Below are 19291 nucleotides of genomic sequence, written 5' to 3'. Positions count from 1 at the left end.
CTGTGCAGGGAGCCCGTCGCGCCTGTGCGGATGCTGTCGAAGCGCAGCCCCTACGATCGGCGCCATGAGCGACGACGTCTGGGACCGCGACCGCAGCATCATCCGCTACCCGGACCCGGCCTACGACGTCGTCGACGACCGATTCTCCTCGCTCACCGTCTGGAACGACACGGTCGAGCGGCTGTGGACCGGCGGCCGCTGGCTCGAGGGTCCGGTCTGGTTCGGGGACGGCCGCTATCTGCTGTTCTCCGACATCCCCAACAACCGGATCCTGCGCTGGAGCGAGGAGACCGGGGAGGTCAGCGTCTACCGCCAGCCGTCGGAGAACGCCAACGGCCACACCCGCGACCGGCAGGGCCGTCTGGTGGGGTGCGAGCACCGCACCCGACGGGTCACCCGCACCGAGCACGACGGCACCGTCAGCGTGATCATGGACCGCTACGACGGGCACCCGCTCAACGCGCCCAACGACGTGGCCGTGCACTCCGACGGCTCGGTCTGGTTCACCGACCCCGGCTACGGGATCCTCGGTCACTACGAGGGCGACAAGGCCGAGGCCGAGCTGCCCCGCAACGTCTACCGGGTCGACGCGGAGACCGGCGTGGGGGTGCCGGTGATCACCGACATGGACCGGCCCAACGGCCTCTGCTTCTCCCCCGACGAGACGCTGGTCTACGTGGTCGACGTCGACACCATCCGGGTCTACGACGTCACCGAGGGCGGCACCGCGACGGCGAACGGTCGGGTCTTCGTCGACATGAAGCCGGGCAACTCCGACGGCATCCGCTGCGACCGCGCCGGGAACCTTTGGGCGGCGGCCTTCGGCGGCGGCGCCGGCTGGGACGGCGTGCACTGCTACGCCCCCGACGCCACCCTGCTCGGCCGGATCCTGCTGCCCGAGGCCTGCGCCAACCTGACCTTCGGCGGGATCAAGAAGAACCGACTGTTCATGACCGCCAGCCGTTCGCTCTACAGCGTCCACGTCGAGGCGCTCGGCGCCCAGACGCCCTGAGCTCCTCGTCCGTCGACCTGCGCAGCCACCTCACGACCCGGGCCTGCCCGACGTCTACCGGACATGACCACGGCGATCGCCGGCCCGACCACCCACACCGTGATCGAGTCGCCCCTCGGCCCGGTCACCCTGACCGGGATCGACGGACGGCTGACCGGGGTCTTCCTGCCGGGTGACGGGCGTCCGGCGGCCACGGCCCCGCACGGCCGGCGCACCGCGGCCGGCCTCGAGGCGGCCGCCGGGCAGCTCGGCGACTGGTTCGCGGGCCGCAGGACCGGGTTCGACCTGGCCGTCCGGCTCGAGGCGGACCCCTTCACCCTGCGCGTCTGGCGGCTGGTCTCGCAGATCCCGCACGGCGAGACCCGCAGCTACGGCCAGCTGGCCCGCGAGCTCGGCGACGTCGGGCTGGCCCGCGCGGTCGGACGCGCGAACGGGCGCAACCCTTTGGCGGTCGTGGTGCCCTGCCACCGGGTGGTCGGGGGCGACGGCCGCCTGGTCGGCTACGCCGCCGGGATCGACGCCAAGCGCTGGCTGCTCGACCACGAACGGCCCACCCTGCTGGCCTGAGCCACCCCCGCTGCCGCGCTCTCCGCGCGGCCGGCACCGGTCGGTCCCGGGGTCCGCGTCCCGCTGTCGGAGGGCTGCGCCAAGATAGGTCCGATGACTGAGTCAGCGCAGACCCTAAAGCAGGCCCTGATCGTCCGCGGCGGGTGGGAGGGCCACTCCCCCGTCGAGGCGACCGATCTGTTCCGGCCGTTCCTCGACGAGCAGGGCTACGACGTCCGGGTGGAGGACTCCCCGGCCGTCTACGCCGACCGGTCGGTGATGGACGGCGTCGACGTGATCGTCCAGTGCGTGACCATGAGCACCATCGAGCCCGACCAGCTGGCCGGGCTGCGGTCGGCGATCGAGGCCGGCACCGGGATGGCCGGTTGGCACGGCGGCATCGCCGACTCCTACCGGAACTCCTCGGACTACCTCCAGCTCATCGGCGGGCAGTTCGCCTGCCACCCGGGCAAGCACCCCGACGAGCACGTCCCCGGGGAGGCGTCGAACAACTTCCTGCCCTACACCGTGAACGTGGTGCCCGAGCAGCGCGAGCACCCGATCATGGCCGGGATCGGTGACTTCGACCTGGTCACCGAGCAGTACTGGGTGCTCAGCGACGACCTCAACGACGTGCTGGCCACCACTACCCTCGACGCCCGGTCGTTCGACCCGTGGCACCGGCCGGTGACCTCGCCGGCAGTGTGGACCCGGCAGTGGGGCGAGGGCCGGATCTTCGTCGTCACCCCCGGCCACAGCCTCGACGTGCTGGAGGACCCGTCGGTGCGCACCATCGTCGAGCGCGGCATCCTGTGGGCCAGCCGGTGACCGCGTTGCGGGTCGGGATGATCGGCTGCGGCGCGATCTCCGGCCAGTACCTGGCCAGCTTCGACCGGTTGGCCTCGCTGGGCTCCGACGTCACCCTGGTCGCGGTCGCCGACCTCGACGCCGACCGGGCGGCCGCGGTGGCCGCCGACCGCGACGGCGTCCGCGCCCTCGGGGTCGAGGAGCTGCTGGCCGCCGACGACGTCGACCTGGTGCTCAACCTGACCATCCCGGCCGCGCACGCGCAGATCGCGCTGGACGCCATCGCCGCCGGCAAGGCGGTCTACGGCGAGAAGCCGCTGGCCGCGACCACCGCGGACGCCCAGCGGGTGATGGCCGCCGCGGCCGACGCCGGCGTCCGGGTCGGCTGCGCCCCCGACACCGTGCTCGGCACCGGCATCCAGACCGCGCGCCGCGCGGTCGACGACGGACTGATCGGGACGCCGGTGGCGGCGACCGCGGTGATGCTCACCCCCGGTCACGAGCGCTGGCACCCGAACCCCGACTTCTACTACCAGCCGGGCGGCGGCCCGCTGCTCGACATGGGGCCGTACTACGTCACCGCACTGGTCACCCTGCTCGGCCCGGTCCGCTCGGTCACCGGCCGCAGCTCGCGGGCCCGGGACGAGCGGACCATCGGGAGCGGTGCCCGGGAGGGCGAGACGATCGGGGTCACCGTCGACACCCACGTCACCGGCGTGCTCGAGCACACCAGCGGCGCGCTCTCCACCCTGATCATGAGCTTCGACGCGGTCGCCACCACCCAGACCGCGCCGATCGAGGTCCACGGCACCGCCGGCTCGCTGGCCGTGCCCGACCCCAACCGGTTCGACGGCACCACCTCGCTGTTCCCGCTGGGCGGCGACGGCTGGCAGGAGCTGCCGGTCAGCGCCGGTTACCGCGACTCCGGTCGCGGCTACGGGATCGCCGATCTGGCCGCGACCCCGGATCCCGAGGAACCGCGGGCCGGGGGCGCGCTCGCCCTGCACGTGCTCGACGTGATGGAGTCGCTGCTCCGCTCGGCCGACGAGGGCCGGACGATCACCGTCGACACCACCACCGAGCGTCCGCCCGCCGTCCCGCTGAGCGACCTGCCCGGTCAGGGCTGAGGCTCCCGGGCTCCGGTGGCCCGGCGTCCGGGTCGCGGACGCCGGCTGGGAGCCGGGCGGCCCGGTCGGGCACGATCGGACCGCTCCCGCACGCAGATCCGCTGACCTCACCGACGAGTCCGACGGAGGAACCTCGTGGCCAGTCACGCGTTCATGGCGCCGAGCCCGGTCTGGGACCCGGGACTGCAGCGCCGGGCCCTGCTCGAGTACGCGATGGACGTGGTCGTCGCGTCCCCGCTCGGACCGCTCGGGGTGCTGGCCGAGCCGCTGATCGTCCGGGCCGACGACGGCCGGCTGCGGCAGACCGTCCGGGTGCAGTCCCTCGACCGGCACGCGCTGCGGCCCGACCAGCCGGTCGAGCTCGAGCTCGCCGGGGCCCCGGTCGCGGTCGACCGGCTGGACGCCGGCGCGCACGCGCTGCGGTTCGCCATCCCCGAGGTCGACGCCCCGACCGCGCTCCGGGTGCGGCTGCCCGAGCTCGGGGTGGAGGCCGCGCTCACGGTGTCGCCGCAGCGGCACTGGGAGGTGCACCTGATCCACCACTCGCACCTCGACATCGGCTACACCGACCCGCAGCACGTCGTCCGCACCCAGCACCTCGGCTATCTGGACAGCGTCGTCGAGCTGGCCGCCCGGACCGACGACCTCGACGACGACGCCCGCTTCCGGTGGAACGAGGAGGCGCTCTTCTCGGTCACCGACTGGCTCGACCGGCGCACCCCGCGCCGCCGCGACCAGCTGCTCGACCTGGTCCGGGGCGGCCGGCTGTCGCTGTCGGCGATGCCGTTCAACCTGCACACCGAGATGTGCAGCACCGACGAGCTGCACGAGCTGCTGCGCCCGGCCCGCCGGCTGCGTGACGCGCACGGGCTGCGGTTCCGGACCGCGATGCAGACAGACGTCCCCGGCTCGGTCACCGGGTTGCCCGACGCGCTCGGCCAGCTCGGCGTCGAGTTCCTCAGCGTGGCCCACAACTGGGCGGGCCGGTCCGACCCGGACGCCACCGGCGGGCTCGACCTGCCGCGGCTGTTCCGCTGGCGCGGCCCGGCCGGCCACGAGCTGACCGTCTGGCGGACCGACTCGCCGCACGGGATGGCCTACATGGAGGGCCCGATCAACGGGTTCCACGAGGACTACCCGGTGACCGAGGAGCTGTTCCCGGCCTACCTGTCCTCGCTCGGCAAGCACCCCTACCCGCTGCCGCCGGGCAGTGTGTTCGGCTGGCTGACCGGGAGCGAGGCCCAGCTGGCCCGGACGCCGTACCCGTGGGACCTGCTGCACCTGCGGGTGCACGGCCGCTGGTCGGACAACGCCCCGCCGAGCCGGACGATCAGCGACGTGGTGGCCGCCTGGAACGCCCGCTGGGCCTACCCGCGGCTGCGGGTCTCGACCAACGAGGACTTCCTCGACGCGGTCACCGCCCGGATCGGCGACCGGCTGGAGACGTTCACCGGCGACTGGAACGATTGGTGGGCCCACGGCGTCGGGTCCGCGGTCGCGCCGGTGGCGGTCGGCCGGCGGGCGCAGTGGACGCTGGCCGACGCGCAGACCCTCGACGCCGCCGTCGGGCTGCTCGGCGTCAAGAGTGCGACGCCCGCCGACGACAGCGCCGTCCACAGCGTGGACGACCCGCAGGGTGCCGACGAGGGCTACGCCCAGCTGGCGCTGTGGGACGAGCACACCTGGGGCGCCTCGGACTCCTGGGAGTACGCCGAGCAGGGTTCGTCCTCGGGCACCCACCAGTGGGCGTGGAAGGTGGCTCGCGCCTACGCCGCGCTCGACGAGGCCGAGCAGGGGCTGCACCGCGCCACCGCCGGCTTCGGCGACCTGGTCACCACCGGGCCCGGCGCCGACGCCTCGGTCTACGTGGTCAACACCGCCGGGCAGCCGCGGACCGACCCCGTCGAGGTGTTCGTCCCGGCCGGTCTGGTCCCGCTCGGGACGGCCCTGGTGCTCACCGACGGCCGCGACGGCACCCGGCTGGCGCACGCGGAACGCGAGGAGCCGGCCGGCAGCCGCGGTCTCGGCCGCTACCTGCGGTTCGTGCTGCGCGACGTCCCGCCGGTCGGGCACGTCCGGGTCGACCTGACCGTCGACCCCGACGGGACGACGCCGTCGGTGCGACCGCTGCCCGACCCGACCGTGCTGGAGAACGACCGGCTGACGGCCCGGTTCGACCACCTCCGCGGCACCGTCGCCTCGATCGTCGACCGTGCCACCGGCCGCGAGCTGGTCGATCCCGAGGCAGCCGTCGGGTTCAACGGCTACGTCTACGACCGGTACGCCACCGTCGGCCGTTCGAACCACAACACCTCCAAGTTCGCCGACCAGGGCAACCTCGCCCTGCTCAGCTCGCGGGCGCTCAACGGCGCCGCCGCGGTGCTCGAGGCGGTCGACGACGGGGTCGAGGCGCGGGTCGTGGTCGAGCGCAGCGCGCCGGGCGCCGAGCTTCTCCGCACCACCTACCGGCTGCGGCACGGCGACGGTCGGCTCGAGATCGTCAACCGGCTTCGCAAGAAAAGTACCTGGGACAAGGAGAGCGCGTTCTTCGCCTTCGGGTTCGCCGCGGCCGAGCCCCGGGTGGTCGCGGAAGTGGCGGGCGGGCTCGCCGGGCCGGGCGCCGACCGGGTCCCCGGCGGGGCGACCTACCTCCACACGATCCGCTCCTGGGTGGCGCTCCAGGACGGCGCGACCGGGATCGGCTGGGCCAGCGGCGACGTCCCGCTGGTCGAGCTCGGCACCATCGCGCTGCCCTACCTGCCGTTCCCCAACACCATGGGTCAGGTCGAGCCGGGGACGGTCTACTCCTGGGTCCACAACAACGTCTGGGACACCAACTTCCCGGTCGAGCAGGCCTTCGACGCCGAGCTCCGCTACGCGGTCGGCGTCGGCACCGGGGACGCGGCGGTGATCGCGGCCGAGACCGCGGCACCGCTGGTGCAGCCGTTCCGGACGGTGCTGGTCGGCCCCGGTCTCCAGGGTGACGCCGGCACCTCCGGCCTCGAAGCACCGGCCAGCGCGTCGCTGCTCGCGGTCGAGGACCCGCGGGTCCGGCTGGTCGGGCTGCGGAGCGAGGGCACCGACGCGCTGGTCGTCCGGCTGGTCGGTCTCGACCCGGCCGGCGTCCGCACCACGCTCCGGCTGCCGCCGGGAGTGGTCACCGCGTCGACGGCGAGCTATCTGGGCGATCCCGGCGAGCCGCTGCCGGTCACCGACGGCCGGGTGCGCGTCGACGTCCCCGGGGCGGGCACGGCGGCGGTGCTGCTCACCCTGGGCTGACGGCGTGCGCCGCAGCGGTCAGGTGAGCACCCGGCCGAGGTAGAAGAGCAGCAGTCCGGCCACCCCGCAGATGCCGCCGATCAGCCAGAACCGGATGGTGATCAACGGCTCGGGCCAGCCGAGCAGCTCGAAGTGGTGGTGCAGCGGGCTCATCCGGAAGATCCGCTTGCCGCCGGTGATCTTGAAGTAGGCGCGCTGGATGATCACCGAGCCGGTGGTGGCGCAGAACAGCCCGCCGATCACCACCAGCAGCAGCTCGGTGCGGCTGAGGATGGCCAGCGCGGCCAGCGCCCCGCCCAGCCCGAGCGAGCCGACGTCGCCCATGAAGATCCGGGCCGGCGGCGCCGACCACCACAGGTAGCCGGCCAGCGCGAGGGCCAGCGCCGCGGCGAAGATCGCCAGGTCGAGCGGGTCCCGGGCGCCGTAGCACCGGCCCGCGCTGGCGTCGGCCGCGCTGACCACCGCGCAGCTGCGCCGGAACTCGCCGAGGGTGATCAGCACGTAGACCGACAGCGCGATGATGCTGGCCCCGGCGGCGAGGCCGTCGAGCCCGTCGGTGACGTTGACCGCGTTCGAGGCGGCCACCGAGAGCAGGTTGACCCAGAGCACGTAGCCGACCAGCCCGACCACCGGTCCGAGCAGCGCGAAGTCGAGCCACGGCACGTCGCCGACCACCGAGACCGCGGTGCTGGCCGGGCGGATCCCGGTGCCGCCCTCGGGGAACATCCGGGCCAGCACGGCGAACACGCTGGCCACCACCACCTGCCCGCCGATCTTCTGCCAGCCGGTCAGCCCGAGGCTGCGGTCGCGCCGGGTCTTGGTGTAGTCGTCGAGAAAGCCGACCAGGGCCAGCCCCAGGGTGAGGAACAGCGCGAGCAGACCGCTGGCGGTGATCGCCGTGTTGGGCACGAACAGGTGGGCGGCGAAGTAGCCGACGACCGCCCCGCTGAGGAAGACGATCCCGCCCTTGGTCGGGGTGCCTGCCTTGGTGTGGTGACTGGTCGGGCCGTCGACCCGGATCCGCTGCCCCCAGCCGAGCCGTTGGAACAGCCGGACGAACAGCGGGGTGAGAAAGAGCGTGAAGAGCAGGGCGGTCGCGGCGGCCACCAGGATCGCGATCATGCGGGCGACTCCGGAGGCACCCGCCACACTCTACGGACGGAGGTCGCGGCGCACCGCTCCGTACCACCCGGCCGGACCCGTGTCGCCCGGACCGAGGGCGTTGAAGTACTCCCAGCCGGCCACCCCACCGAAGTCCGGGTGCTCGTGGGTCAGGGTGTGCAGCACCGAGGCCAGGGTGGCGGGCTCGACGTAGCCGCCGCAGTTGGCCGGGTTGGTCACCGTGCCGGCGACGAACCGGGACGGCGCGAACCCGTTGGCCAGCACCTTGTCGTACATGTCGGTGGTGCGCAGGTCGCCCCACCCGCAGTAGAACTGCGCGTTGTACCAGTTGATGTCGCGACCGGCCCGGCGCTCGAGCTCGGCGTAGGAGAAGCCGCCGGAGAAGTCGGTCAGACCGGCCAGGTCGGCGGCCACCGGGGTCAGCGTGATGACGAACCGCGGGCCGAAGTCGTGCCGCAGCGCGCGGACCAGGTGCACGGTGTCGTCGAGGCTGAACGGCTCCTCGATGTCGAGGTCGACGCCGTCGAGCCGGTAGGTCCGCAGGAAGTCCCGGAGGATCGGGTAGTAGACGTCGAAGTGCTCCGCCAGGTTGCGGTAGCTGCCCTGGGCCGCGCCGCCGACGAACGCGTTGACCCTGACGCCGCGGCGCTGCATCGCGTGCAGGTCGGCCCACATCCGGTCGAACGACGGGTCGTTCGGCGGGTCGTCGTTGAGGTGCAGACTGCGGTCGTCGTTGAGGTGGACGGCACCGACGTTGACGTCGGTGGCGACCTTGGCCAGCGGCCTCGGATCGACGTAGTGCTTCGTGCCGTCGGCGTCGGTGGTGTAGATGGTCTGGTAGTAGGCGACCACCCGGTCGTGGGCCCGGAGCAGGTGGCCCGGCTTCGGGCCGCCCGGCCCGGGACGGGCGGCGGCCGGCGCGACGCCGCCCACCACCAGTGCGAGCACGGACAGCACGGACAGCAGGCTGAGCAACAGGCGACGCGTCATCGGTGACCTCCCTGGGGGTGAACTTCCGCCGTTCAACCTAAGGGATGTGTCACTTCCCCACCAGACACCCTTCGACGGGCTCAGGGACCGTGGTGGGTGTTGGGCTCATGGCAACGTGCTGGGTGCCGCGCTCGGGGCGCCGTCTCCCGACCCGTGCGCTGAGCCTGTCGAAGCGCCCTTCGACAGACTCAGCGCAGCGCAGTGCCCCGCCGGAGTCAGGCCGTGGCCACCGCCAGCTCGACCGCGGCCCAGGAGAGCGCCGGCAGGGTGAGCCGGACGGTGCCGCCGTCGACGGCCACCCCGTCGAGCGCGACCATCCGCACCCGGTCCTGGTCCTGCTCGGTGTTGGCGGAGTTGCGGTCGCCGCCCTCCGGCACGGTGAGCACCTCGGCGAAGGTCACCGACGAAGCGGTCAGCCCGCGCAGGTCGACCTCGACCTCGGCGCTGCCGTCGAGGTCGCGGTTGGCCAGGAACAGCGCCAGCCGACCCGACTCGGCGTCGTAGCTGCCGGCCACGTCGACCAGGTCGGCGTCGCCGTACTGCGCGGTGTCGACGCGGTCCGAGATCACCCGCGGGGCGACGATCTCGCCCTTGGCCAGCGCGGACATCCGGGCGAACGGCCAGAAGCTGGTCTGCCGCCAGGCCGGCCCGTTCTCCTCGCTGCGGATCGGCGCGATCACGTTGACCAGCTGGGCCTGGTTGGCGATCTTGACCCGGTCGCCGTGCCGGAGCAGCGAGTTGAGGAAGGTGCCCACCACCACCGCGTCGGTGACGCTGTAGGCGTCCTCGATCAGCCGCGGGGCGTGCCGCCAGCCGGCGTCGGCGACGTCACCCGGGGCGTCCTCCGAGCCCGGACGGGTGTACCAGACGTTCCACTCGTCGAAGCTGAGGTTGATCTTCTTGCGGCTCTTCCGCGCCGCCCCGACCGCGTCGGCGGTGGCGATCACCGACTCGATGAAGGTGTCCATCCCGACCCCGCTGGCCAGGAAGCTGGCGTGGTCGCCGTCGTGCTCCTCGTAGTAGGCGTGCAGCGAGACGTAGTCGACGTCGTCGTAGGCGTGCCCGAGGACAGTGTGCTCCCAGTGCCCGAAGGTCGGCATCTGCAGGTTCGAGCTGCCGCAGGCCACCACCTCGATGGTCGGGTCGACGAACTTCATCGCCTTGGCGGCCTCCTGGGCCAGCCGGCCGTACTCCTCGGCGGTCTTGTGCCCGATCTGCCAGGGACCGTCCATCTCGTTGCCCAGGCACCACAGCTTGATCCCGAACGGGTCCTTGGCCCCGTTGGCGATCCGGCGGTCCGACAGCGCGCTGCCGCCCGGGTGGTTGGCGTACTCGACCAGCTCGCGGGCGGCGTCCACACCGCGGGTGCCGAGGTTGATCGCCTCCATCGGCTCGACCCCGGCCTTGCGGGCCCAGGTCATGAACTCGTGCAGGCCGAACGCGTTCGACTCGACGGTGTGCCAGGCGCCGTCGAGCCGGGCCGGGCGCTGGTCGGCCGGACCGACGCCGTCCTCCCAGTTGTAGCCGGAGACGAAGTTGCCGCCGGGGTAGCGCACCACGCTGACTCCCATCTCGCGGGTCAGCTCGAGGACGTCGGTCCGCAGCCCGTCCTCGTCGGCCTCCGGGTGGCCCGGTTCGAAGATGCCGGTGTAGACGCAGCGCCCCATGTGCTCGACGAACGAGCCGAAGATCCGGCGCGGCACCTCCCCGAGGGTGAAGTCACGGTCGATCACCACGCGCGCACGAGTCATGCGCGCAGACGTTACATCGTTGTAGAGCGGGCGGTAAAGCCGGGCGTCAGCGGTCCCGGACACTCTCGCGCTCGACCAGGCGGAAGGGGATCGTGCGCGAGACGATCGGCCGGGCCGGATCGGCGATCCGCTCGGCCAGCAGGGTCAGCACGGTCTCGGCGAACAGCCGGCGGTCGAAGCCGACCGTGGTCAGCGGCGGGGTGTAGTGCGCCGCCTCCGGCACGTCGTCGTAACCCACCAGGCTGACGTCGCCGGGAACGGTCAGCCCGAGGTCGGCCAGCGCGTGCAGCGCCCCGAGGGCGAGCGAGTCGGTACTGGCGAAGATCGCGTCCGGCGGCTCGTGGTCGGCCAGCCAGGTCCGCATCGCCGTGTAGCCGCCGTCGGGGTTCCAGATCCGGCACGGCACGGCGAGCTCGGGGTCCGGCCGGATCCCGGCCCGGCGGAGCGCGGCCCGGTAGCCCTTCTGCCGCAGCCGCGCGGTGGCCGACCGCATCCGGCCCAGGAAGGCGATCCGGCGGTGCCCGGCCCCGACCAGGCGGCTGGTGGCGGCGTCGGCGGCCGCGACGTTGTCGATCCACACGTGGTCGGCGATCGGCTGGTCGACCTCGCCGATCAGCACCACCGGGGGCAACGACACCCCGCGCTGCACCGCCGAGGTCTCGAGCAGCACCGGGTTGAGGATCAGCCCGTCGACCAGGTGAGCCCGGGCCCGGTTGAGCAGCATCGCCTCGCGCCGGCCGTCGGTCACCCCGGTGTCCTCGATCTGCACGTTCCAGCCGCGCTCGGCCGCGGCGGCGACGATCTCGCTGGTCATCGAGGCCGAGTAGGAGGTGGCCAGCGCGGGCAGCGCCAGGGCGATCACCCCGGTCCGGCCGTTCCGCAGTCCGCGGGCCGAGAGGTTGGGGACGTAGTCGAGCTGGTCCATCGCCTGCTCCACCCTGTCCCGGGTGTGCGGGCTCACCGGGACCTGCCCGTTGACCACGTTCGAGACCGTCTTCGGGGACACCCCGGCGAGCTTCGCCACATCCCGGACGGTCGCTCGCACGGGGACACCGTATCCGCCGCGCGCCCTTCTACAACGTTGCAATCCCGTGCGGCCCTCGCTAGGGTCGGCCGCACGGCAAGGACGGCGAGGAGGCCCCTGTGACGGCTGTACCCCAGAGACCCTCGGGCAATCCGAGCGGACGTTTCTCGCGGCGATCACTGCTCAGGGGCGGCCTCGGTGCCGCCGGGGCACTGGGCATCGCCGGTGGTCTGAGCGGCTGCGGCAGTGCGATCTCCGCCGGCCTGGTGGGCAGCCAGCTCGACCCGGGGACGGTCACCTACTGGAACCTCTTCGGCGGTGGCGACGGGTCGCGCATGCAGACCATGGAGGCCACCTACGAGAAGCAGAAGGGCCCGAACTCGCTGCAGGCGGCCACCTTCGCCTGGGGCAACCCGTACTACACCAAGGTCTCACTGGCCACCCTCGGCGACGCCCCGCCCGACGTCGCGGTCTCGCACCTGACCCGGCAGTCGAACCTGGCCATCGCCGGGCTGCTCGAGCCGATCACCGAGGACATGCTCGCGATGGTCGGGCTGTCCTCGTCGAGCTTCTCCCCCAAGGTCTGGGAGGCGCTCGCGGTCAACGGCCAGCGCTACGCCATCCCGATCGACACCCACCCGTTCGTCCTCTACTACAACAAGGACGTCTGCGAGAAGGCCGACCTGCTCGACGGCGACGGCAACCTCAAGGAGATCCGCGGCACCGACCAGTGGGAGGCCGCGCTCGAGGCGGCCAAGAAGGTCACCGGCAGCTGGGGCGCCTCGGTGGCCACCGTGGGCGACACCGCGACCAGCTGGCGCTGGTTCCAGAGCCTCTACTCCCAGCAGACCGGCTCGACCCCGTGGCTCGGCGACGGCGGCCGCAAGCTGACGTACAACGAGGACCTGACGATCAAGACCCTCGACTACATCCAGTCGCTGACCAAGAAGAAGCTGATGCCGGCGATCACCGACTACACCGGGTCGCAGACGCTGATGTTTACCGGCAAGTCGGCCTTCTACCTGCAGGGCGAGTGGGAGATCACCACCGCCGAGTCGATCGACGGTCTCAAGTTCGGCATGGTGCCGGTGCCCACCCTGTTCGACCAGCCGGCCTGCCAGGGCGACTCGCACACCTTCGTGCTGCCGCGGATGAACCGCAGCGAGGACCAGCTCAAGCGGGCCCTCGGCTTCGTCAAGTCGCTGCTCGACCAGAGCCTCACCTGGGCCCAGGGCGGTCACATCCCGGCCTACGTCCCCACGCTGGACAGCCAGCAGTACAAGGACCTCAAGCCGCAGTCGAACTACGCCGACGCGGTCAACTCGGTGGTCTACGACGCCCAGGCCTGGTACTCGGGCTCGGGCTCCAACTTCGAGAACACCGTGGGCGCCCAGTTCGGGTTGGTCCAGCAAGGCCAGGCCACCCCGGCGGCCGCGCTGTCCACCGCACGCGACCAGCTGCTGGTCTACGCCGACACCAAGAGCCCGCTCTGATGGCGGCCCGGCCGCCGGCCGAGCGCCGCCCGACTGAACGAGTCGACCCCACCGTCCCGAGCGCGAAGGAGCGCCGATGACCGCCTCGACCCTCGAGCGACCGACCGCACCGGTCGCCCGTCCGTCGGCTCGCGAGGAGTCCGACGTCCGCCGCGGCGAGGCCCGACCGGCCTGGCTGTTCATCGCGCCGTTCGGGATCTTCTACGTGCTGTTCCTGATCTGGCCGATCATCTACATGCTGATCTCCAGCTTCTTCAACACCTCGCTGGTGGCGAAGGGCTTCGGCAGCTTCGCCGGGTTCGGCAACTACGCCGAGATGCTCACCCTCCCGCTGTTCTGGGAGTCGATGTGGCACACGATCTTCTTCACGATCATCACCACCATCCCGCTCGTGGTGCTGGCCTTCGTCTTCGCCATCCTGGCCAACCGGGTGCGCCGGGCGCAGTGGTTTTTCCGGCTGGCCTTCTTCGTCCCGTTCATCCTGCCGTCGGCGGCGATCGCGATCGTCTGGACCTTCATCTACTCACCGTCGACCGGGCTCTGGGACTCGCTCCGCACCGCGCTGGGCAACCCGGCCCCGAACCCGGTGCTGGGCACCCCCGACCTGGCGCTGATCGGCGTCGCGGTCACCACCATCTGGTGGACCATCGGCTTCAACTTCGTGCTCTACCTCGCCGGCCTGCAGGACATCCCGCGCGAGCTCTACGAGGCGGCCGCGGTGGACGGGGCCAGCCAGTGGCAGCAGATCAAGTCGATCACCATCCCGCTGCTCGGCCGCACCACCACCCTGGTCGTGCTGCTGCAGATCATCGCCAGCCTCAAGATCTTCGACCAGGTCTACCTGATGACCGCGGGCGGACCCGGCACCTCCTCCCAGGTCGTGCTCGGGCTGGTCACCGACACCGCGTTCACCAACTACCGGGTCGGTGCCGGGTCGGCCGCCTCGGTGCTGCTCCTCATCGTCATCCTGATCGTCACGGGCATCCGCCAGCTGATCGAGCGCGCGCAGAACAGGAGGGCCGCCTGATGGCCAGCCAGACCGTCTCCGACCCGGCCCGTCCCGAGCAGACCGCGCGCAAGCACCGGTCCGGGGTCTCCGCGGCCGCCCCGCCGCCGCGCCGCTCCGAAGCCCAGGAACGCAAGTCCGGCCAGGTCTTCACCGTCGTCTCCTGGCTGGTGCTGATCGTCTTCGCGGTGCTCTGGCTGATCCCGAGCCTGTGGGCGATCAAGACCTCGCTGACCTCGAACGCCACCGCCGCGCTCGGCGCACTGCCGATCCTCACCGACTGGAAGCTCACCCTCGGCTCGTACGGCACCCTGCTGGCCGGCGGTGACATCTGGAACTGGTACCTGGCCAGCGCGATCACCTCGGTGATCACCGTGGCGCTGACCGTGATCTTCGGCTCGATGGCCGCCTACGCCCTCTCCCGGCTGCGGTTCCGCGGCCGGCGGGCGGTGTTCCTGGCCATGGTGCTCGGGATCATGGTGCCGCCGCAGGTGCTGATCGTCCCGGTCTTCGCCGAGCTCAACGCGGTCGGGCTGCTCAACACCTACTGGGCGGTGATCCTGCCGCAGGTGCCGTCGGTGATCGCGGTGTTCGTCTTCAAGCAGTTCTTCGACGGCCTGCCCAAGGAGTTCGAGGAGTCGGCCCGGATCGACGGCGCGAGCTTCTGGACCATCTACCGACGGATCGTGCTGCCGCTCTCCAAGCCGGTCATCGCGGCGATGTCGATCGTCACCTTCGTCGGCGTCTGGAACAACCTGATCCTGCCGCTGTTCGTGCTCTCCAACCCCAAGCTGATGACCATCCCGGTCGGCCTGGCCACCGTGCAGGGCTCCTTCGGGCAGCGGCTCAGCGACATCCAGGCGTCCTCGATCCTCGGCGCCCTGCCGCTGGTGATCCTGTTCGTCATCTTCCAGCGCCGGATCGTCGAGGGTGTCGCCGGGAGCGGGCTCAAGGGCTGACGGGCTTCGAGGCTCAGCGCGCAAACGCTCGCTGAGCCCGTCGAAGCGCAAACGCTCGCTGAGCCCGTCGAAGCGCGGGGCCGGTGGTCGCTCCCGTCGGCGGCGACCGGGGCGAGGGTGTCCCGCCCACCTCGCGCGGCAGCCTGCGCCTGATCGTCCACCTCGCGTCCCCGACGCCGCGCTCGGAACGCCCGACCACACCCCGACACCCTCGCCCCGGCCGCCGCCTTCTCAGGACGGCCCGCGCCGGAGCGGGTGGGTGGCCGGGGACCGCGCTCTGCGCGGAGCTGCCGCGTTCACCTCGAGGTCTTGGCGAGGCGTTCGCAGGTTGTGGTTAGACTTGCTAACTATCGACACCACGCTCACCAGACCCGACCAGCGCGAGACCCCGACGTCGGCGGCTCCGCCGGGTGCGGCGTACCCGGAGCGCGGCTGGATCCGCCGGCTGGCCGGCTACTGCTGGCAGTTCCGCAGCCGGGTGCTGATCGCCTTCGGAGCCGGGATCGTCGGGCAGACCGTCTCGGTCGGGGTGCCGCTGATCCAGCGGAAGATCATCGACGACGTCGTGCTGACCCGGCAGGCGCCGCTGCTGCCCTGGGCGAGCCTGCTGGTCGTGGCCGCGCTGGCCGTCTTCGGGTTCACCTACCTGCGCCGGTTCAACGGCGGGCGGCTCTCGGTCGACGTCCAGCACCGGATGCGGACCGACGTGTTCGCCTCGCTGGCCGCGCTCGACGGGCGGCGGCAGGACGAGCTCGACACCGGCCAGGTGGTCGGCCGGGCCACCTCGGACCTCACCGTGGTCCAGGGTCTGCTGCAGATGCTGCCCAACCTGACCGGCAACCTCGTGCTCTTCGTGGTCTCGCTGGCCGTGATGTTCTGGCTCTCCCCCGTGCTCGCGCTGCTGGCCCTGGCCGCGGTGCCGGCGCTGTGGATCCTGGGCAGCCGGAGCCGGGCCAAGCTCTTCCCGGCCAGCTGGGTCGCTCAGCAGCACGAAGCCGAGCTGGCCGGCGCGGTCGAGGCTGCGACCACCGGCGTCCGGGTGGTCAAGGGCTTCGGGCAGGAGTCGCGCGAGCTCGACCGGGTCGAGTCGATCGCGCGCAAGCTGTTCGGCGCCCGGCTCCGCACCGTCCGGTTCAACAGCTTCTTCTCCCCCGCGCTGGCCGCCATCCCGCAGCTCGGCACCGTCGGCATCCTGGCCCTCGGCGGCTACCTGGCCATCCGCGGCCACCTCACCCTCGGCACCTTCCTGGCCTTCTCCACCTACGTCGCCCAGCTCTCCGGGCCGGTCCGGCTGCTCAGCCTGCTGCTCACCACCGGCCAGCAGGCCCGCGCCTCGGTGATCCGGGTGTTCGAGCTGATCGACACCCGCCCGGTGATCGAGGAGCGCCCGGACGCCACCGCGCTCCGCCCCGGCCCCGGCGCGGTGACCTTCGAGGACGTCGCGTTCGGGTACCGGCCCGACCAGCCGCTGCTCCGCGGGCTCGACCTGCGGATCGAGCCCGGCGAGACCATCGCCGTGGTGGGCGGCTCCGGCTCGGGCAAGTCCACCCTCGGCCACCTGCTGACCCGCAGCTACGAGGTCGGTGGCGGCCGGGTGCTGGTCGACGGCCAGGACGTCCGCGACGTCACCCTCGCCTCGCTCCGCGCCTCGGTCGGGGTGGCGATGGAGGACAGCTTCCTGTTCAGCACCTCGGTGGCCGACAACATCGGCTACGGCCGTCCGGGAGCCACCCGGGACGAGATCGAGGCCGCCGCCCGGATCGCCTGCGCCGACGACTTCATCCGCGAGCTGCCCGACGGCTACGACACCGTGGTCGGCGAGCAGGGCCTGACCCTGTCCGGCGGCCAGCGGCAGCGGGTCGCGCTGGCCCGGGCCGTGCTGGTCGACCCGCGGATCCTGCTGCTCGACGACGCCACCTCGGCCATCGACGCCCGGATCGAGGCCCGGATCCACGAGCAGCTGCACGCGGTCGCGGCCGACCGGACCACGATCCTGATGGCGCACCGCCGCTCGACCCTGCGGTTGGCCGACCGGATCGCCGTGCTCGACCAGGGCCGGATCGTCGACCTCGGCACGCTCGACGAGCTGGCCCGGCGCAGCGAGCTGTTCCGGATGCTGCTGGCCGGCCCCGACGACGCCGAGCTCGACCAGGTCGCCGAGCCCGAACCGCCGGGGCCCGACGGCGTCACCGCGAGTCTCTGGGACCCCTCCCGGGTGCCGGCCCACCTCGACGGCCCGGCCTCCACCGGCACCGCCGGGCGTCCCGGCCGCGGGATGGGCGGGGGCGGCGGAGGGGGTGGCCTGATGAGCGGCCTCGCCTCGATGCCCGCCACCCCCGAGCTGCTCCGGGCGGTGCAGAGCCTGCCGGCCACCGAGGACGACCCGCAGGTCGACCCGGCCTTCGCCCGCGCCGCCGAGGAGCGGTTCTCGCTCGGCCGGATGCTCCGCCGGTTCCGCGGCCCGTTCCTGCTCGGGCTGCTGCTGGTCGCGCTCGACGCTTTGCTCGGGCTGGCGCTCCCGGTGCTGATCCGCAGCGGCATCGACGACGGCGTCAACCGCGGCGCGATCTCGGTGGTGATCGGCGCCGCGGTGGTCGCGCTGGTGGTGGTGCTGCTCGACTGGCAGACCGAGACCACCGGGCAGCGGATCACCGGCCGCACCGGCGAGCGGTTCCTCTACACGCTGCGGGTCAAGATCTTCGCCCACCTGCAGCGGCTCGGGCTCGACTACTACGAGCGCGAGATGGGCGGCCGGATCCTCACCCGGATGACCACCGACGTCGACGCGCTCAGCCAGTTCCTGCAGACCGGCCTGGTCACCGCGGTGGTCAGCCTGCTCACCTTCGTCGGCATCCTGATCGCGCTGCTGATCCTCAACCTCGACCTGATGCTGGTCGTCGGCGTGGTGGTGCCGGTGCTGGTCGTGGTCACCCTGTTCTTCCGGTCCGCCTCGGCGCGCAAGTACCGCCGGGCCCGCGAGCAGGTGTCGGTGGTCAACGCCGACCTGCAGGAGAACGTCGCCGGGCTGCGGGTCACCCAGCTGTTCGGTCGGCAGCGGGTCAACGCCGACCGGTTCGCCGAGTTGTCCGACGGCTACCGGGTCACCCGCACCCAGGCCCAGCGGCTGATCTCGCTCTACTTCCCCTTCGTCACCCTGCTCAGCGACCTGGCCGGGGCGTTCGTGCTGGTGCTGGCCACCACCCAGTTCCACGAGCGGACGCTGACCGCGGGCGGGCTGATCGCCTACCTGCTCTACATTGACCTGCTGTTCAGCCCGATCCAGAACCTCTCGCAGGTCTTCGACGGCTACCAGCAGGCCCGGGTCGGCCTGCAGCGGATCCGCGACCTGCTCAGCACCCCGACCTCGACGCCCGAGGCCACGGAACCGGTCGTGCTCGACGAGGTCGAGGGCCGGGTCGAGTTCGACCGGGTGGTCTTCCAGTACGAGCGGGCCGACCGCCCGGCCCTGACCGGACTCGACCTGAGCATCACCCCGGGCGAGACGGTCGCGCTGGTCGGCGAGACCGGCGCCGGCAAGTCGACCATGGTCAAGCTGATCGAGCGGTTCTACGACGTCACCGACGGCCGCGTGCTGATCGACGGCCACGACCTCCGCGCGCTCGGGCTCGGCACCTTCCGCCGCCGGCTCGGGCTGGTGCCGCAGGAGAGCTACCTGTTCGGGGGCAACGTCCGCGACCAGATCGCCTACGGACGTCCGGGGGCCGACGACGCCGAGGTCGAAGCGGCGGCCCGCGCGGTCGGCGCGCACGCCATGATCGCCGAGCTGCCCGGCGGCTACCTGCACCCGGTCAGCGAGCGCGGCCGCAACCTGTCGGCCGGCCAGCGGCAGCTGCTCGCGCTGGCCCGCGCCGAGCTGGTCGACCCGGCGATCCTGCTGCTCGACGAGGCCACCGCCGCGCTCGACCTGCGCAGCGAGGCGCTGGTCACCCGGGCCACCGAGCGGGTCGCCCGGCGACGGACCACGCTGGTCGTCGCGCACCGGCTGACCACCGCGGCCCGTGCGGACCGGATCGTCTATCTCGAGGACGGCAAGGTGGCCGAGCAGGGCACCCAGTCCGAGCTGATCGCCCGCGGGGCCGGGTACGCCGCCCTCTGGGAGGCCTTCGTCGGCTCGGAAGGGGCGGCGGGCAGCGAGCTGGTCGGCTGAGCTGCCG

13 protein-coding genes are annotated in these 19291 nt (G+C 72.2%); 9 read left to right on the top strand and 4 right to left on the bottom strand.

Annotation, left to right across the window (positions count from 1 at the left end):
* The first annotated feature begins 64 nt into the window (after window positions 1–64).
* The 5 genes from FHX74_RS08910 (at window position 65) to FHX74_RS08890 (ending at window position 6771) form a co-directional block, all read left to right on the top strand.
* The gene (locus FHX74_RS08910; RefSeq protein WP_182559687.1) at window positions 65–1012 is read left to right on the top strand and encodes an SMP-30/gluconolactonase/LRE family protein; all 948 of its coding nucleotides are present in this window, start codon (window positions 65–67) and stop codon (window positions 1010–1012) included.
* A 63-nt stretch (window positions 1013–1075) separates the two neighbouring features.
* On the top strand, window positions 1076–1579 hold the full coding sequence (locus FHX74_RS08905; RefSeq protein WP_182559686.1) for a methylated-DNA--[protein]-cysteine S-methyltransferase: 504 nt from the start codon (window positions 1076–1078) through the stop codon (window positions 1577–1579).
* A gap of 93 nt (window positions 1580–1672) precedes the next feature.
* On the top strand, window positions 1673–2386 hold the full coding sequence (locus tag FHX74_RS08900) for a ThuA domain-containing protein (RefSeq protein WP_182559685.1): 714 nt from the start codon (window positions 1673–1675) through the stop codon (window positions 2384–2386).
* On the top strand, window positions 2383–3492 hold the full coding sequence (locus tag FHX74_RS08895; RefSeq protein ID WP_328823715.1) for a Gfo/Idh/MocA family protein: 1110 nt from the start codon (window positions 2383–2385) through the stop codon (window positions 3490–3492). Before FHX74_RS08900 ends, FHX74_RS08895 begins: the two co-directional genes overlap by 4 nt.
* 135 nt (window positions 3493–3627) lie before the next feature.
* Entirely contained in the window at window positions 3628–6771 is a 3144-nt protein-coding gene (locus tag FHX74_RS08890) for a glycoside hydrolase family 38 N-terminal domain-containing protein (protein WP_182559683.1), read from the top strand.
* An 18-nt stretch (window positions 6772–6789) separates the two neighbouring features.
* On the opposite strand, the gene mraY is transcribed toward FHX74_RS08890, so the two are convergent.
* The 4 genes from mraY to FHX74_RS08870 form a co-directional block, all read right to left on the bottom strand.
* The gene (mraY, locus tag FHX74_RS08885; RefSeq protein WP_182559682.1) at window positions 6790–7893 is read right to left on the bottom strand and encodes a phospho-N-acetylmuramoyl-pentapeptide-transferase; all 1104 of its coding nucleotides are present in this window, start codon (window positions 7891–7893) and stop codon (window positions 6790–6792) included.
* Window positions 7894–7923: 30 nt separating this feature from the next.
* The gene (locus FHX74_RS08880; protein ID WP_182559681.1) at window positions 7924–8883 is read right to left on the bottom strand and encodes a glycosyl hydrolase family 18 protein; all 960 of its coding nucleotides are present in this window, start codon (window positions 8881–8883) and stop codon (window positions 7924–7926) included.
* 215 nt (window positions 8884–9098) lie between these two features.
* Entirely contained in the window at window positions 9099–10634 is a 1536-nt protein-coding gene (gene arfA, locus FHX74_RS08875) for an arabinosylfuranosidase ArfA (RefSeq protein ID WP_182559680.1), read from the bottom strand.
* 46 nt (window positions 10635–10680) lie between these two features.
* A complete protein-coding gene (locus FHX74_RS08870) occupies window positions 10681–11658 on the bottom strand; it encodes a LacI family DNA-binding transcriptional regulator (RefSeq protein WP_328823727.1) in 978 nt (325 codons plus the stop codon).
* 119 nt (window positions 11659–11777) lie between these two features.
* On the opposite strand from FHX74_RS08870, the gene FHX74_RS08865 reads away from it, so the two are divergent.
* From FHX74_RS08865 to FHX74_RS08850, 4 genes are all read left to right on the top strand, one after another.
* A complete protein-coding gene (locus tag FHX74_RS08865) occupies window positions 11778–13151 on the top strand; it encodes an extracellular solute-binding protein (protein WP_182559678.1) in 1374 nt (457 codons plus the stop codon).
* Between the two features lie 76 nt (window positions 13152–13227).
* The gene (locus tag FHX74_RS08860; RefSeq protein WP_182559677.1) at window positions 13228–14178 is read left to right on the top strand and encodes a carbohydrate ABC transporter permease; all 951 of its coding nucleotides are present in this window, start codon (window positions 13228–13230) and stop codon (window positions 14176–14178) included.
* Window positions 14178–15116 (top strand): carbohydrate ABC transporter permease, encoded by a 939-nt coding sequence (locus FHX74_RS08855; RefSeq protein ID WP_182559676.1) that lies wholly within the window; start codon window positions 14178–14180, stop codon window positions 15114–15116. The genes FHX74_RS08860 and FHX74_RS08855 overlap by 1 nt, the downstream gene beginning before the upstream one ends.
* 340 nt (window positions 15117–15456) lie before the next feature.
* The gene (locus tag FHX74_RS08850) at window positions 15457–19284 is read left to right on the top strand and encodes an ABC transporter ATP-binding protein (RefSeq protein ID WP_220483611.1); all 3828 of its coding nucleotides are present in this window, start codon (window positions 15457–15459) and stop codon (window positions 19282–19284) included.
* The last annotated feature ends 7 nt before the right edge of the window (window positions 19285–19291 follow it).

Source organism: Microlunatus kandeliicorticis (genome assembly GCF_014137855.1).
In the GTDB taxonomy this organism is placed as follows: Bacteria; Actinomycetota; Actinomycetes; order Propionibacteriales; family Propionibacteriaceae; genus Microlunatus; species Microlunatus kandeliicorticis.
Note: the sequence above shows the minus strand (reverse complement) of the source record. Positions and strands in the feature narration are given on the sequence as shown.

Coding starts and splice junctions, on each gene's coding strand:
- mraY (WP_182559682.1), bottom strand. CDS start 7,893: ATGATCGCGATCCTGGTGGCCGCCGCGACCGCCCTGCTCTTCACGCTC.
- FHX74_RS08905 (WP_182559686.1), top strand. CDS start 1,076: ATGACCACGGCGATCGCCGGCCCGACCACCCACACCGTGATCGAGTCG.
- FHX74_RS08860 (WP_182559677.1), top strand. CDS start 13,228: ATGACCGCCTCGACCCTCGAGCGACCGACCGCACCGGTCGCCCGTCCG.
- FHX74_RS08910 (WP_182559687.1), top strand. CDS start 65: ATGAGCGACGACGTCTGGGACCGCGACCGCAGCATCATCCGCTACCCG.
- FHX74_RS08880 (WP_182559681.1), bottom strand. CDS start 8,883: ATGACGCGTCGCCTGTTGCTCAGCCTGCTGTCCGTGCTGTCCGTGCTC.
- FHX74_RS08855 (WP_182559676.1), top strand. CDS start 14,178: ATGGCCAGCCAGACCGTCTCCGACCCGGCCCGTCCCGAGCAGACCGCG.
- arfA (WP_182559680.1), bottom strand. CDS start 10,634: ATGACTCGTGCGCGCGTGGTGATCGACCGTGACTTCACCCTCGGGGAG.
- FHX74_RS08900 (WP_182559685.1), top strand. CDS start 1,673: ATGACTGAGTCAGCGCAGACCCTAAAGCAGGCCCTGATCGTCCGCGGC.